The sequence below is a fragment of the Streptomyces sp. NPDC111744 genome, from assembly GCF_055634995.1.
Map to the genome: position 1 here is coordinate 260,997 of NZ_JBVKCG010000006.1, position 13,786 is coordinate 274,782.

At 70.9% G+C, this 13,786-nt stretch carries 15 protein-coding genes; 9 read left to right on the top strand and 6 right to left on the bottom strand.

What is annotated here, in order from left to right; all coding sequences use genetic code 11:
* Nucleotides 1–22: 22 nt before the first annotated feature.
* The 9 genes from ACZ7OO_RS16260 (at nt 23) to ACZ7OO_RS16300 (ending at nt 7,746) form a co-directional block, all read left to right on the top strand.
* The gene (locus ACZ7OO_RS16260) at nt 23–997 is read left to right on the top strand and encodes a glycosyltransferase family 2 protein (protein WP_471505263.1); all 975 of its coding nucleotides are present in this window, start codon (nt 23–25) and stop codon (nt 995–997) included.
* A complete protein-coding gene (locus tag ACZ7OO_RS16265) occupies nt 997–1,407 on the top strand; it encodes a GtrA family protein (RefSeq protein WP_471505264.1) in 411 nt (136 codons plus the stop codon). The genes ACZ7OO_RS16260 and ACZ7OO_RS16265 overlap by 1 nt, the downstream gene beginning before the upstream one ends.
* Before the next feature lie 66 nt (nt 1,408–1,473).
* The gene (gene argC, locus ACZ7OO_RS16270) at nt 1,474–2,502 is read left to right on the top strand and encodes an N-acetyl-gamma-glutamyl-phosphate reductase (RefSeq protein WP_471505266.1); all 1,029 of its coding nucleotides are present in this window, start codon (nt 1,474–1,476) and stop codon (nt 2,500–2,502) included.
* Nucleotides 2,499–3,650 carry a bifunctional glutamate N-acetyltransferase/amino-acid acetyltransferase ArgJ gene (gene argJ, locus ACZ7OO_RS16275; RefSeq protein ID WP_471505267.1) on the top strand — a complete coding sequence of 384 codons (1,152 nt, stop codon included), beginning with the start codon at nt 2,499–2,501 and terminating at the stop codon, nt 3,648–3,650. Before argC ends, argJ begins: the two co-directional genes overlap by 4 nt.
* Nucleotides 3,647–4,564, top strand: coding sequence for an acetylglutamate kinase (gene argB / locus ACZ7OO_RS16280; RefSeq protein ID WP_471505268.1), 918 nt, complete (start codon nt 3,647–3,649; stop codon nt 4,562–4,564). Before argJ ends, argB begins: the two co-directional genes overlap by 4 nt.
* Entirely contained in the window at nt 4,561–5,757 is a 1,197-nt protein-coding gene (locus tag ACZ7OO_RS16285) for an acetylornithine transaminase (RefSeq protein WP_471505270.1), read from the top strand. The genes argB and ACZ7OO_RS16285 overlap by 4 nt, the downstream gene beginning before the upstream one ends.
* A gap of 7 nt (nt 5,758–5,764) precedes the next feature.
* The gene (locus ACZ7OO_RS16290; RefSeq protein ID WP_351320293.1) at nt 5,765–6,310 is read left to right on the top strand and encodes an arginine repressor; all 546 of its coding nucleotides are present in this window, start codon (nt 5,765–5,767) and stop codon (nt 6,308–6,310) included.
* A gap of 109 nt (nt 6,311–6,419) precedes the next feature.
* Nucleotides 6,420–7,007 (top strand): RNA polymerase sigma factor, encoded by a 588-nt coding sequence (locus ACZ7OO_RS16295; RefSeq protein ID WP_471505271.1) that lies wholly within the window; start codon nt 6,420–6,422, stop codon nt 7,005–7,007.
* Nucleotides 6,997–7,746 carry a hypothetical protein gene (locus ACZ7OO_RS16300; RefSeq protein WP_471505272.1) on the top strand — a complete coding sequence of 250 codons (750 nt, stop codon included), beginning with the start codon at nt 6,997–6,999 and terminating at the stop codon, nt 7,744–7,746. Before ACZ7OO_RS16295 ends, ACZ7OO_RS16300 begins: the two co-directional genes overlap by 11 nt.
* Nucleotide 7,747: 1 nt before the next feature.
* On the opposite strand, the gene ACZ7OO_RS16305 is transcribed toward ACZ7OO_RS16300, so the two are convergent.
* From ACZ7OO_RS16305 to ACZ7OO_RS16330, 6 genes are all read right to left on the bottom strand, one after another.
* Entirely contained in the window at nt 7,748–8,569 is an 822-nt protein-coding gene (locus tag ACZ7OO_RS16305) for a serine/threonine-protein kinase (protein ID WP_471505274.1), read from the bottom strand.
* Nucleotides 8,566–10,380, bottom strand: a complete 1,815-nt coding sequence (locus ACZ7OO_RS16310) for an ABC transporter ATP-binding protein (protein ID WP_471505276.1) — start codon at nt 10,378–10,380, stop codon at nt 8,566–8,568. The genes ACZ7OO_RS16305 and ACZ7OO_RS16310 overlap by 4 nt, the downstream gene beginning before the upstream one ends.
* Nucleotides 10,381–10,457: 77 nt before the next feature.
* Nucleotides 10,458–10,631 carry a hypothetical protein gene (locus ACZ7OO_RS16315; protein WP_471505277.1) on the bottom strand — a complete coding sequence of 58 codons (174 nt, stop codon included), beginning with the start codon at nt 10,629–10,631 and terminating at the stop codon, nt 10,458–10,460.
* 109 nt (nt 10,632–10,740) lie between these two features.
* Nucleotides 10,741–11,541 (bottom strand): FAD:protein FMN transferase, encoded by an 801-nt coding sequence (locus ACZ7OO_RS16320; RefSeq protein WP_471505279.1) that lies wholly within the window; start codon nt 11,539–11,541, stop codon nt 10,741–10,743.
* A complete protein-coding gene (locus ACZ7OO_RS16325; protein WP_471505280.1) occupies nt 11,534–12,331 on the bottom strand; it encodes an FMN-binding protein in 798 nt (265 codons plus the stop codon). The genes ACZ7OO_RS16320 and ACZ7OO_RS16325 overlap by 8 nt, the downstream gene beginning before the upstream one ends.
* A gap of 52 nt (nt 12,332–12,383) precedes the next feature.
* A complete protein-coding gene (locus ACZ7OO_RS16330; protein ID WP_471505281.1) occupies nt 12,384–13,766 on the bottom strand; it encodes a ferredoxin reductase family protein in 1,383 nt (460 codons plus the stop codon).
* Nucleotides 13,767–13,786 lie beyond the last annotated feature (20 nt).

Below are 13,786 nucleotides of genomic sequence, written 5' to 3' on the forward strand. Positions count from 1 at the left end.
CCGTCCCCAGGGGGAGAAACCCATGCTGATATCGATCGTCGCGCCCTGCTACAACGAGGAAGACGTCATCGAGCGCTTCCACGAGCAGGTCCAGAAGATCGCCAACGAGCTCCTGCCGCTCGGTCACGACATGGAGTTCGTGTACGTCGACGACGGCAGCCGCGACAAGACGCTGACCCTCCTCAGCCAGATCGCCGAGGGCGACTCGCGCGTCCGGTATGTCTCCTTCAGCCGCAACTTCGGCAAGGAGGCCGCCCTGCTCGCCGGTCTGAAGCACGCCACCGGCGACGCCGTGATCGTCATGGACGCCGACCTCCAGCACCCGCCGTCGCTCATCAAGCGCATGGTCGAACTGCGCGGCGAGGGCTACGACCAGGTCATCGCCAAGCGCACCCGGCAGGGCGACCGCTTCACCCGCACGCTCACCGCCCGCCTCTACTACCGGCTCATCAACCGGCTCGTCGACGTCGAACTCGTCGACGGCGTGGGCGACTTCCGGCTGATGTCGCGCCGGGTGGTGGACGCCGTCGTGGACCTCACCGAGTACAACCGGTTCTCCAAGGGCCTGTTCGCCTGGGTCGGCTTCCCCAGCACCACCTTCGAGTACGAGAACGCGGTACGCGAACACGGCTCCAGCTCCTGGTCGTTCCGCAGCCTGCTCAACTACGGCCTCGACGGGCTGCTCTCCTTCAACAACCGCCCGCTGCGCGCCGCGCTCTACCTCGGCATGACCCTGCTGGCCCTGGCCGGTGTGTACACGGCGTGGATCGTGGGCGGAGCGATGATCAACGGCGTCCAGACGCCGGGCTATGTCACCATCATTACAGCCGTCACCGCCCTGGCCGGCGTGCAGATGATCATGCTCGGGGTCATCGGTGAGTACACCGGCCGGATCTACTACGAGGTCAAGGGGCGCCCGCACTTCCTGGTGAAGGCGACGAACGTGGACCGAACGGAAGACCGCACCCGCGGCACGACGAAGGACCTCATCCCCTGATGCCGAACGCCTTGACCACCGGACCCACCCGCCCGATATCCGGGCAGATCATCACCTTCGCGGTGATCGGGGTCATCAACACGGCGACGTACTACGGTCTCTACCTGCTGTTCCTTGTGTATTTGCCGTACCTCGCCGCGCATATTCTCGCATTCCTGCTGAGCATGATCGGTTCGTTCTTTCTCAACGCGAAGTTCACCTACCGAATACGTCCCACCTGGCGGAAATTCCTGCTGTTCCCGCTGACCAATGCGACGAATTTCGTGATCACCACGGTGGGGGTCTATGTGATCGTCGACGTACTGCACGCCGGCAGCCGGTTCGCTCCGCTGCTGGCCTCGGCGGCGGCGATTCCGGTGACTTTCGTGGTGTCGCGCTGGGTCATGCTGCCGAAGGTGGAGGCCGCATAGGTTGCATACGGCGTTGCATAAACGTGCAACGGACCGTATAGTCATGCCATCTGGAGGAGGATGGACATGGCGGTACGTGCGGCGGTTGCCGGAGCGAGCGGATACGCGGGCGGAGAGGTCCTGCGGCTGCTCCTCGCGCACCCCGAGGTCGAGATCGGTGCCCTGACCGGCAACTCCAACGCGGGGCAGCGCCTGGGCGCGCTCCAGCCGCATCTGTTGCCGCTGGCCGACCGTGTGCTGGCGGAGACGACCGCCGACGCCCTCGCCGGGCACGACGTCGTCTTCCTCGCCCTGCCCCACGGCCAGTCCGCCGCCGTCGCCGAGCAGCTCGGCCCGGACGTCCTCGTCGTGGACATGGGCGCCGACTTCCGTCTCGAGGACCCGGCCGACTGGGAGCGCTTCTACGGCTCCCCGCACGCCGGCACCTGGCCCTACGGCCTCCCCGAACTGCCGGGTGCCCGCGCCTCGCTGGAGGGGTCCAAGCGCATCGCGGTACCCGGTTGCTACCCCACAGCCGTCTCCCTGGCCCTGTACCCGGCCTACGCGGCCCAGCTCGCCGAGCCCGAGGCCGTGATCGTCGCCGCGTCCGGCACTTCCGGCGCGGGCAAGGCGGCCAAGCCGCACCTGCTGGGCAGCGAGGTCATGGGGTCCATGTCGCCGTACGGCGTCGGCGGCGGCCACCGGCACACCCCCGAGATGATCCAGAACCTCAGCGCGGTGGCGGGGGAGCGGATCGCCGTCTCCTTCACACCGACGCTCGCGCCGATGCCCCGGGGCATCCTCGCCACGTGCAGCGCCGCGGCGAAGAGCGGGGTGAGCGCCGAGTCCGTCCGGGCCGCCTACGAGAAGGCCTACGCCGACGAGCCCTTCGTCCACCTGCTCCCCGAGGGCCAGTGGCCCGCCACGGCGTCCGTCTACGGTTCCAACGCCGTTCAGGTGCAGGTCGCATACGACGAGGCGGTGGGCCGCATCATCGCGATCAGCGCCATCGACAACCTGACCAAGGGCACCGCGGGCGGTGCCGTCCAGAGCATGAACCTCGCCCTGGGTCTCGCCGAGACCACCGGGCTGACCACGATCGGAGTTGCGCCGTGAGCGTGACGGCAGCGAAGGGATTCACGGCCGCGGGCATCGCGGCCGGGATCAAGGAGAACGGCAACCCCGACCTGGCCCTCGTGGTCAACGACGGGCCCCGCCGTGCCGCCGCGGGCGTCTTCACCTCCAACCGCGTGAAGGCCGCGCCGGTCCTGTGGTCCGAGCAGGTCCTCAAGAGCGGCCAGGTCTCGGCCGTCGTCCTCAACTCCGGCGGCGCCAACGCCTGCACCGGCCCCAAGGGCTTCCAGGACACCCACGCGACGGCGGAGAAGGCCGCCGAGGTGCTGGGCCGGGGCGCCATCGAGGTGGCCGTCTGCTCGACCGGTCTGATCGGTGTGCTGCTCCCGATGGACAAGCTCCTCCCGGGGGTCGAGACCGCGGCCGCCGCCCTGAGCGAGCACGGCGGCGAGAAGGCCGCGATCGCCATCAAGACCACCGACACCGTGCACAAGACGTCCGTGGTGACGAAGGACGGCTGGACCGTCGGCGGCATGGCCAAGGGCGCCGGCATGCTCGCGCCCGGCCTCGCCACCATGCTGGTCGTGCTCACCACGGACGCGGTCGCCGAGAGCGAGGTCCTGGACAAGGCGCTCCGGGCAGCCACCCGTACGACCTTCGACCGCGTCGACTCCGACGGCTGCATGTCCACCAACGACACCGTGCTGCTGCTCGCCTCCGGATCCTCCGGGGTCACCCCCGGGTACGAGGAGTTCGCCGAGGCCGTACGGGCCGTCTGCGACGACCTCGGCCAGCAGCTGATCCGGGACGCCGAGGGCGCCAGCAAGGACATCAGGGTCGAGGTGGTCAACGCGGCAAGCGAGGACGACGCCGTCGAGGTGGGGCGTTCCATCGCCCGCAACAACCTTCTCAAGTGCGCCATCCACGGCGAGGACCCCAACTGGGGCCGCGTCCTCTCCGCGATCGGCACCACCAGGGCCGCCTTCGAGCCCGACCGGCTCAACGTCGCCATCAACGGCGTCTGGGTGTGCAAGAACGGCGGAGTCGGCGAGGACCGCGAGAAGGTCGACATGCGCTACCGCGAGGTGCACATCGTCGCCGACCTCGCCGCGGGCGCGGAGACCGCCACTATCTGGACCAACGACCTGACCGCCGACTACGTCCACGAGAACAGCGCCTATTCGTCATGAGCACTACGCGTAAGCACACCGCGCTGCCCAAGGCCCAGACCCTCATCGAGGCGCTGCCCTGGCTGGTGCGCCACAACGGCAGGACCGTCGTCATCAAGTTCGGCGGCAACGCCATGATCGACGAGGACCTGAAGGCCGCGTTCGCCCAGGACGTCGTCTTCCTGCACCACGCCGGCCTCAAGCCGGTCGTCGTGCACGGCGGCGGCCCGCAGATCAGCGCCGCCCTCGACCGGCACGGCATCGTCAGCGAGTTCAAGGCCGGGCTCCGGGTCACCACCGAGGACGCCATGGACGTCGTACGGATGGTGCTGGCCGGACAGGTGCAGCGCGAGCTGGTGAACCTGCTCAACCAGCACGGCCCGCTGGCCGTCGGTCTGACCGGCGAGGACGCCCACACCATCACCGCCACCAAGCACCGGCCCGAGATCGACGGCGAGCTCGTCGACATCGGGCGGGTCGGCGAGATCACCGCGATCGACACGGGCGCGATCCAGGCCCTGCTCGCCGACGGCCGGATCCCGGTCGTCTCCTCGATCGCCCGCTCCCAGGACGACTGTGATTCGGGACATGTCTACAACGTCAATGCTGATACGGCGGCTGCGGCACTCGCTGCTGCGCTGGGCGCCGAGACTCTCATGGTCCTCACCGACGTCGAGGGCCTTTACGAGGACTGGCCGAACTCCGACGAGGTGATCAGCCGTCTCACCGCTTCCCAACTGGAGAAGCTGCTGCCGGAGCTGAGCTCCGGCATGGTGCCGAAGATGGAGGGCTGTCTGCACGCCGTACGCAACGGCGTCACCACCGCCCGCGTCATCGACGGCCGAGTCCAGCACTCGATCCTGCTGGAGATCTTCACCGACGAAGGCATCGGCACGATGGTCGTGCCCGACGAGCGACAGGGGGAACAGTCATGAGCAACCAGGAGCTGACCACGCGGTGGCAGGGCGCGCTCATGAACAACTACGGCACCCCGCGGCTGCCCCTGGTACGCGGCGAGGGCGTCATGGTCTGGGACACCGAGGACCGCCAGTACTACGACTTCGTCGGCGGTATCGCCACCAACGCGCTCGGCCACGCCCACCCCGCGATCGTCGAGGCCGTGAGCCGGCAGATCGCCTCCCTCGGCCACATCTCCAACTTCTTCATGGCCGAGCCCACCGTCACCCTCGCGGAACGGCTGCTCCAGCTCTTCGGCCGGGAGGGCAGGGTCTTCTTCTGCAACTCCGGCGCCGAGGCCAACGAGGCCGCATTCAAGATCGGCCGGCTGACCGGGCGCACCCACATGGTCGCCACCGACGGCGGTTTCCACGGCCGTACCATGGGCGCCCTCGCGTTCACCGGGCAGCCCGCCAAGCAGGACCCGTTCCGCCCGCTGCCCGCCGACGTCACCCACGTGCCCTACGGCGACGCACAGGCGCTGGCCGCCGCCGTCACCGAGGACACCGCCCTGGTCGTCATCGAGCCCGTGCAGGGCGAGAACGGCGTGGTCGTCCCCCCGGCCGGCTATCTCAAGGCGGCCCGCGCGATCACCGCCGCCACCGGCGCACTGCTCGTCCTGGACGAGGTGCAGACCGGTATCGGCCGCACCGGCACCTGGTTCGAGTACCAGGCCCACGAGGGCGTGCTGCCCGATGTCGTCACCCTCGCCAAGCAGCTGGGCGGCGGACTGCCGCTCGGCGCGACCGTGGCCTTCGGCCGCGCCGCCGAACTCCTCCAGCCGGGCCACCACGGCACGACCTTCGGCGGCAACCCGGTCGCCTGCGCCGCCGGGCTCGCCGTCCTCGACACCATCGAGAACGAGGGGTTGCTGGAGAACGTCAAGCGGCAGAGCGAGAAGTTGCGGGACGGAATCGAGGGTCTCGGCCACCGGCTGATCGATTATGTCCGGGGGGCGGGCCTCCTCCTGGGTATCGTGCTCACCGAGCCGCTGGCCGTACAGGTGCAGCAGGCGGCTCAGGAGGCCGGGTTCCTGGTGAACGCGCCCGCCCCGGACGTCGTTCGGCTGATGCCCCCGCTGAACCTCCGCGACGACGAGGCGGACGCGCTGCTGCGGGCCCTGCCCGGCATCCTCGACGCAGCGAGCGGGGACGGACGATCCGGAGAATGAGACGACGATGAGCCAGGCGCAGGAGTTCGACCAGTCGGGCGGGGCGGGGCCCGCGGTGCCGCAGACCCGGACCGCCCGGCACCGCCGGATCGTGGACATCCTCAACCGGCAGCCGGTGCGGTCGCAGAGCCAGCTCGCGAAGCTGCTCGCCGACGACGGGCTGACGGTCACCCAGGCGACGCTCTCCCGGGACCTCGACGAGCTCAACGCGGTGAAGATCCGCAACACCGACGGGGAACTGATCTACGCGGTGCCCAGCGAGGGCGGCTTCCGTACGCCCCGTGCGCCGCTGGGGGAGTCGGCGAAGGAGGAGCGGATGCGCCGCCTCTCCCAGGAACTCCTGATCTCCGCGGAGGCCTCGGCGAACCTGGTCGTCCTGCGGACCCCTCCGGGGGCGGCTCAGTTCCTCGCCTCGGCGATCGACCAGGCGGAACTGCAGGACATCCTGGGGACGATCGCCGGGGACGACACGCTGCTGCTCATCAGTCGTGAGCCGACCGGCGGACAGGCCCTCGCGGACCACCTGCTGCGCCTGGCCCAGAACGGTCACTGACCCGCGTGCGTGGCCCGGCCCGCCGACGGAGAATGGGTATGTGATCTTCCGCGGCGAGCGGTCAGGCGGCCGGGCAATCCCCTGGCGGCCGTCGAACGTATACAGAGGTGTGTCGGGTTTCCGGTTCCCCGTCGGCCGTCTCCCGGACGAGGCTCTGCTGTCAGGGCTGGCCAGCGGAGATCCGGAGCTCGCCGCGATCTTCGTACGGAGGTTCCAGCACCGGGTCTTCGGCGTCGCCATGGCTGTCGCCGGGGACCAGCAGCTCGCGGAGGACATCGCTCAGCAGACCTTCGAGCGCGCGTGGCGGCATGCCCAGATCTACGACTCGCGCCGCGGCTCGGTCGCGACCTGGCTCACCACCATCGCGCACAACCTCGCCGTCGACGCCGTCCGTGCCCGGCGGACGCAACCGATGGCACCCGAGGACCTCGACCCCCTCCTCGACGTCGTCACCGAGACCCCGGAGCAGTGGGCGCTGGCCGACGAGGCGTCCACCCAGCTCCGGGCGGCTCTGGCACGGCTGCCGAGGGAACAGGCCCGAGCCCTCATGATGGCAGGCATCTACGGCATGACAGCCCAGCAGATCGCCGACACGGAGCAGATCCCGCTGGGCACCGCCAAGACCCGGATCAGGACGGCGATGGCAAGACTCCGCACCGTACTCACGTCTCCGAAGCGAGGCGACCATGTCCAGTGACGCCAACTGCGAGAAGCTGCGGGAGGCCGGCGCCGAACTGGCGCTGGGCGTGCTGCCCGGCCGCGAGCGGGCCGAGGCCATCGCCCATCTGGACGGGTGCGCGGACTGCCGGGAGTACGTCCGGCAGCTCACCGGGATCGGCGACCGGCTGATCGGCCTGCTGCCGGACCGCGAGCCACCGCCCGGCTTCGAGACCCGGGTGGCGCGCAGCCTGGCCCAGCAGTCGGCGGGGCCCGAGGGGCAGCGGCCCGCCCGCGCCGCCCAGGGCCTGCGCAGCCGCGCCCGGCGGGCCCGGCTGCGGCTCGCCGCGGTCGGCGCCGCCCTCACCGTCGCCGTCGGATTCGCCGGCTGGGGGATCGGCACCGCCGTCCAGGAGATCACCGCCTCGGCGCCCGCCGTCGGGTCCGAGCCCGTGCTGGTCGGGGACATGACCCCGGCCGGGGGCGGGCAGCCCGTCGGCGAGGTCTACGCCCACCCCGGCCGCCCCGCCTGGATCTTCATGTCCGTCGCCCTCACCGGCACCCCCTACACGGGCAAGGTCACCTGCCTCCTGGAACGCGCCGACGGTACGACCACGCGGGTGGGCGACTTCCCGCTGCGCGACGGGCGCGGCAACTGGGGTGTGGCCGTCCCCGTCGACCTCACCAAGTACACCGGCGCCCGCCTGGCCTCTCCCGACGGCACCGTCCTCGCCACCGCCCAGCTGCAGAAGGGCAACGTGGTGGCCCCGAAGACGTGAATCACGCGCCGCGGGTCGGGGACGGCAGGGTCGCGTCCAGGGCGGCGGCCAGGTCGGGGACGGTGGGGCGGGCCGAGGGCTCGGCCCGCAGACAGCCGTCGACGGCGGCGGCGAGAGGGCGGGGGAGCCGCCGCCGGGAGGAGACCGGCGGCGGACGGTGCTCCAGCGCGGCCCCGGCGCAGTCGAAAGGCCAGTCATCGCACGCGACTTCGAACAGTGTGACGCCGATGCCCCACACGTCGGCGGCGGTAGTGAGGGTGCCGCCGCGAGCCTGCTCGGGGGCGAGGTAACAGCAGGTGCCCACCCCGGCCGGGGTGGGCCCGGGCGGCCGGGCGAGGCTCAGATCGAGCACCTTGGCGTGACCGCGGTCCACCACCACGTTGGACGGTTTGAGGTCCAGATGCAGCAGGCCCCGGCCGTGCAGGTAGTGGAGCGCCGAGCACAGCTGCACCCCGAGCAGCGCCATGTCGGCGGCGGACGGCCGGCGCCGCAGCCGGTGCAGCAGGTGGGAGAGCGTCTCACCGGTCAGCGTCTCCAGGACGACGAGCGGCTCGGGGGAGTCGAAGAGGTCGTATGCGCGGACCAGGTGCGGATGGCTGAAGTCGCGCAGCCACCGGCCCTCGCGCAGCAGCCGCTCACCCAGCCCCCGCTCGCCCCGGCGGTCGGGCCGCACCACCTTGATCACGCATCGGCAGTCCCGCTCCGCGCTCCAGGCGTCGTGGAGGTCGAGCCACCCGGTGCGGGTGAGATGCCCCAGCACCTCGTACCCCGGGACCGGTCGCGTGCCAGGCGCCAGCGGCGGGGCCTGGCCCACGAGGTTCATGACAGCACCGCTCCCGCGTTCAGCCGGTGCAGCCGGGCGTACGCCCCTTCGCGGCCGAGCAGATCCGCGTGCGCGCCGTCCTCGACGACCTGGCCGTGGTCGAGCACCACGATCCGGGTGGCGTCGCGGACGGTGAGGAGGTTGTGGGAGATGACGACGGTCGTCCGTCCGTCCATGAGCCGGCGCAGCGGGTCCATGATCCGCCGGCCCGACCGGACGTCGAGCCCGGCGGTCGGTTCGTCCAGGAGCAGCACCGGCGCGTCCCGAATCATGGCCCGGGCGATCGCCAGCCGCTGGCACTGGCCGCCCGAGAGCGTGCGGCCGCGCTGGCCGACGAGCGTGTCGTAGCCCTCCGGGAGCCGTTCGATGAACTCGTGCGCGTCCGCGGCGCGCGCCGCCGCGACGATCTCCGCGTCCGTGGCCGCCGGCCGCCCGTAGGCGATGTTGTCCCGCACGGTGCCATGGAAGACGAGCGTCTCCTGCAACACCACCGCCACGTTCTCCCGTACGTCGGACAGGCTGAGCTCGCGCAGGTCGGTCCCGTCGAGGCGGACCGCGCCCCGGTCGGGGTCGTAGAACCGCAACTGCAGCTTCGCGAGAGTGGACTTGCCCGCCCCGCTCGCCCCGACCAGCGCCAGCGTCTCCCCGGGCGCCACATGGAAGGACACCCCCGACAGCGCCCAGGCCGCCCTGCCGGGATAGCGGAACCACACCCCGTCGAACTCCACGTCACCCCGCGCCCGGCGGATGCGCCGTGCCCCCGGCGCCTCGGCCACCTGGGGCCGCTGGTCCAGGAACTCGATGATCCGTTCCGCCGAGGCGGAGGCCGCGTAGAAGGTGGTGCCGAGCCCCGACAGGCCGTGCACCGGGCTGTACAGCTTGCCGATCAGCGCGAGGAACGCCAGCAGCCCGCCGAGCGTGAGCCGGCCCTCGGCCATCTCCCAGGTGCCGAGGCCCAGCACCGCGAGCCCGCCCGACACCTCGATGATCTCCACGACGGGCCCGTACACGGCACGGATCCGCGCCGACGCCATCGCCGCCCGGAACCTGCCGACGTTCTCCCGCTCGAACCGGCGCGCCTCCCAGCCCTGCCGGTTGTACGCCTGCACGAGCATCACATTGCCCAGCGACTCCTCGGCGATCGCGCTGAGTGAGCCGCTGCGGCGCCTGCGCTCCCGGGACGCCTCCTTGATCAGCCGCGAGAAGTGCCGGGCGGAGCCCCAGAACAGCGGCACGATGACGAGGGCGAGCAGGGTCAGGTCCCAGCGCAGGTAGAACAGCAGACCGAGAAAGACGCCCAGACGGATCACGTAGTACAGGGCGTCGGCCACCCCCGAGAGCAGGAACGTCTCCACCGCGTCGACATCGCCGGTGACCCGGGACAGCACGTCCCCGAGTCGCCGACGCTCGAAGAAGCCCAGCGACAGCCCCTGGACATGCCGGAACACATCGGAGCGCAGAGCGAGCAGGAAGCGTTCGCCGACCCAGGTGGAGGTCACGTCGTCGGCGAAGCCGAGCACGCCGGAGCAGACCACAAGGCCCAGATAGGTAGGCGCGATCCACAGAAACGGCCGCAACTCCCGCGTGACGAGCACATCGTCGACGACGATCTTGAAGAGCCAGAGCTCGGCGGCGTCGACGGCGGGGGCGGTCAGGCTCAGCAGGACGAGGGGCACGAGCCAGCGCCGGCCACCGCGGGTGTACGGCCAGAACCGCCGGAAGACCTCGCGCGGGGACAGCGGGGGTGCGGCCGCGACCAGGGCGTCGGACGGCTCACCGTTCGACAGCAGACGCCGCAGGACATCAGCCATGACGGGGATCCCCGGGGAACCGCCGGCTGAGCGGACCGGCTCCTTCGATCGCCGGTCCGCTCAGCCGCTGCGCGCGGTCAGTAGCCGTTGTGGCCGTGACGGTCGCCGTGGTCGTGGCCGTGGCGGTCGTGGTGGTCGTGGTGGTCGTGGTGGTCGTGATCGTCGTGGCGGTGGCCGTGACGGTCGTCGTCGGACGAGCGGTCGTCATGGTGCCGGTGGTCGGCCGGCATGAGGTTGCTGAAGATGGCCATGGTGTTCCTCCCGAAACTTGCTTCACAGGGAGTACGGCCGAAGAGGGGGATGGGATGGCGATCTATGGGTCAAATCTGAAAAATGTCGCACTCTGCTCAGTCGGTGCCCTCAGCCCAGACGCGCCGCGAGCCCCCCGGTGCACCGCACCTCGTCGCCCGCGGTGATCAGCAGCCCCTCCACGTCCGGCAGGGACTCCAGCCACGCCAGCCCCGCCCGCGACCCCATCGCGAACGCCGCCGTGGCCCAGCAGTCCGCCCAGGTCAGCCGCGGACCCACCACCGTCACCGCCACCAGGTCCGTCACCGCCGACTTCCCGGTCCGCGGGTCGATGATATGGGCGCCCCGCTCCGCCGTACCGGAGGTGGCCACCGCCAGTTCGCCCACGCCCGCCGCCGTGATCACCGCCGCCAGCCCGCCCGGCCGCAGCGGATCGGCGATCCCCACCCGCCACGCCCGTGTCGGCTCGGGCGCGCCGAACATCTGGACGTCGCCGCCCCCGTTCACGCTCACCCCGGTCACCCCGGCGACCCTTGCCAGCGCCCGCGCCGCCCGCTCGACGGACCAGCCCTTGACGATGCCGGTGGGGTCGAGGCGTCCCCGGTAGCGCGTGCTGAACCAGCCGTCGCTGGCCCGTTCCGCCTCGGCCGCGAGCTCCAGCACCTCGGCCACCTCGGCGTCGCACTCGTCGACGCCCAGTTCCTCCCGTGCCAGGCGGGACACCTGGCTGTTCTCGCGGTAGGTGCTGAACACCTCGTCGACCCGGTGCAGTCCGGCGACCGCCTCGTCCAGGGCCGCCCGTACGGCATCCGGATCCCCGCCGCGGACATCGAAGGAGAAGACGGTCCCCATGACCTCCTCGGCATGACGCATCGCGGCGGGAGCCTCCGCGTCCGCCACCGCCTCAGCCACCGGCCTGGTCCAGCGCCGACTGCAGGGACTGCTTGTAGCCGGTGCTGGTGTAGGTGGCCCCGGAGACGGAGTCGATGTTCGCGTTCCCGGCCGCCACCGCCTCCTGGTTGAGCTTCGGTACGGAGAGCGCGGTCTTCTGGTCGCTGGTGCCGCCGCTGGGCGCCTGTACGGCGTCCACCTTGGTGATCTTCCCGCCGGCGACGGTGATCCGGACCTGGACCGGCCCGTACTGGGTCTGCGCGACCTGCCCGGTCACCGTCTTGGCCTGCGCCTGCGCGGACCCGGAGCCAGATGAGGAGCCGGACGACGAGGAGCCGGACGAGCCGGCCGCGCCCGTCTCCTTCATCTTGTCCAGCGCCGACTGCAGGGACTGCTTGTAGCCGGTGCTGGTGTAGGTCGCCCCGGAGACGGAGTCGATGTTCGCGCTCTGCGCCGCCACCGTCTCCTTGTTCAGCTGCGGCACCGACAGCGCGGTCTTCTGGTCGCTGGTGCCGCCCTTGGGCGCCTGGACCGCCTCGGCCTGGGTGATCTTCCCGTCCGCGACGGTCAGCCGGACCTGTACGACCCCGTACTGGGTCTGGGTCGCGTCACCGGTCACCGTCGTGGCCCCGGCGCCCCCGGTGCCGCCCTGCGGCGACTCCTGTCCCGCCGCCGCGGCCGACGGGGCCGCGCCCGCCGCCGACGCGGACGCCGGGGCGGACGACGGCTTCAGCGACAGCAGCAGCACGACACCGGACACGGTCGCCGCGGTGGCCAGCACCACACGCCTGATGGGGTGACTCTTCCTCATCGTTTCCGAACTCCCGATTCCCTGGATTCCGTGGATTCCGTGGTCCCGTCGCTCACATCTCGAACGACTCGTGATGGATGCGGCGGGCGGGAACCCCCGCGCCGCGCAGAGCGTCGTACACCTGCTGCGCGAACCCGGGCGGGCCGCACATGAAGACGTCGTGGCGATCGATGTCCGGGATCTTCCGCTGGAGGTTCTCCGCGGAGATGTCGGGCCGCTCGCCCTCCGGGCTGTTGACCGCGTACATCAGCCGGGCCCCGCGCTCGTTGGCGATCTTGGCGAGTTCGTCCCAGAGTGCCAGATCCTGCGTGGTGTTGGCCCGGTAGAGCAGCGTCAGGTCGCCGGCGGCGCCGGGCAGCGTCTCGAACAGCGCCCGCATGGGCGTGATCCCGACGCCGCCCGCCACCAGCAGAACCTTGCCGCGGCTGCGCCGGGACGCGGTCATCGCCCCGTACGGCCCTTCGGCCCACACCTTGGTTCCGGGCCGTAGTTCGCGCAGCCGCGCACTGTGGTCGCCGATCGCCTTGACGGTGATCCGCAGCATGTCGGGGCGGGGCGCCGCCGACAGCGAGTACGGGTGCGAGCTGAACCGCATCCCGGGGGCCATGAACCGCCAGCGGAAGAACTGGCCGGCCTCCGCGCCCATCCGGTGCAGCTTGCGGCCGCCGATCAGCACCGACACGATGCCCGGCGTCTCCTCGATGACCGCCTCGACCCGCATCCGGTGCCGCAGGTTGAGCCGGATCGGGGTGAAGATCCGGTACCAGACGACCAGCGCGCTCACCGCTCCGTACAGGCCGTACCAGAACGTCTTGGCCATCGGTGTGAGGGCGAAGTCGTTGCCGGTGGTGATCTGGTGCCAGAAGGTCAGGAACACCGCCGCGTACGTGAGCAGGTGCACGTGGTACCAGGTGTCGTACGGCATCCTGCGCCGGACCGGGCCGATCGAGGTGAGGCCGATGACCACGAACAGACCGGTGCCGATGGCCGCCTTGCCCATGTCGGGGAGCTGGTTGATGGAGTCGATGGTCTGCTGGACGATGTCGTTCAGCGTCTTGCCGGCCTGCAGCGCATAGCCCCACATGATGAGGAAGACATGCGCGAAGACCAGGCAGAGCGTGTAGCGGCCGCTCATCGCGTGCCAGCGGGCGACGCGGTCGGAGCCGACCCGCCGCTCCAGCGCCGGCACCCGGGCCATCTGGAGCACGACGAGTGCCATCAGGTATCCGGCCAGCAGACCGGTGATGCGGCCGGCGTTGAGGATCTTGCCGTTCTGGTCGGCGATGGACGGGGTGTTGTGCCACCACAGCCACAGCACGGCCGCCGCGCCCGCCCACACGGCGAGCAGCAGCGGTACGGCCGGGGAGCGGCGCGGGCGGATGCGGCGCATCGTCTGGCGGCGGGCGGCACGTCCGCCTGCGAGCGTGGTGGTCACGGTTCCTCCGTCGGGACTTG

What these genes read in the sequence shown, in the direction of transcription:
- ACZ7OO_RS16290 (WP_351320293.1), top strand. Translation starts at nt 5,765, where the DNA reads ATGAGCCAGGCGCAGGAGTTCGACCAGTCGGGCGGGGCGGGGCCCGCG.
- ACZ7OO_RS16265 (WP_471505264.1), top strand. Translation starts at nt 997, where the DNA reads ATGCCGAACGCCTTGACCACCGGACCCACCCGCCCGATATCCGGGCAG.
- argB (WP_471505268.1), top strand. Translation starts at nt 3,647, where the DNA reads ATGAGCACTACGCGTAAGCACACCGCGCTGCCCAAGGCCCAGACCCTC.
- argC (WP_471505266.1), top strand. Translation starts at nt 1,474, where the DNA reads ATGGCGGTACGTGCGGCGGTTGCCGGAGCGAGCGGATACGCGGGCGGA.
- ACZ7OO_RS16300 (WP_471505272.1), top strand. Translation starts at nt 6,997, where the DNA reads ATGTCCAGTGACGCCAACTGCGAGAAGCTGCGGGAGGCCGGCGCCGAA.
- ACZ7OO_RS16325 (WP_471505280.1), bottom strand. Translation starts at nt 12,331, where the DNA reads ATGAGGAAGAGTCACCCCATCAGGCGTGTGGTGCTGGCCACCGCGGCG.
- ACZ7OO_RS16315 (WP_471505277.1), bottom strand. Translation starts at nt 10,631, where the DNA reads ATGGCCATCTTCAGCAACCTCATGCCGGCCGACCACCGGCACCATGAC.
- ACZ7OO_RS16285 (WP_471505270.1), top strand. Translation starts at nt 4,561, where the DNA reads ATGAGCAACCAGGAGCTGACCACGCGGTGGCAGGGCGCGCTCATGAAC.
- ACZ7OO_RS16305 (WP_471505274.1), bottom strand. Translation starts at nt 8,569, where the DNA reads ATGAACCTCGTGGGCCAGGCCCCGCCGCTGGCGCCTGGCACGCGACCG.
- ACZ7OO_RS16260 (WP_471505263.1), top strand. Translation starts at nt 23, where the DNA reads ATGCTGATATCGATCGTCGCGCCCTGCTACAACGAGGAAGACGTCATC.
- ACZ7OO_RS16310 (WP_471505276.1), bottom strand. Translation starts at nt 10,380, where the DNA reads ATGGCTGATGTCCTGCGGCGTCTGCTGTCGAACGGTGAGCCGTCCGAC.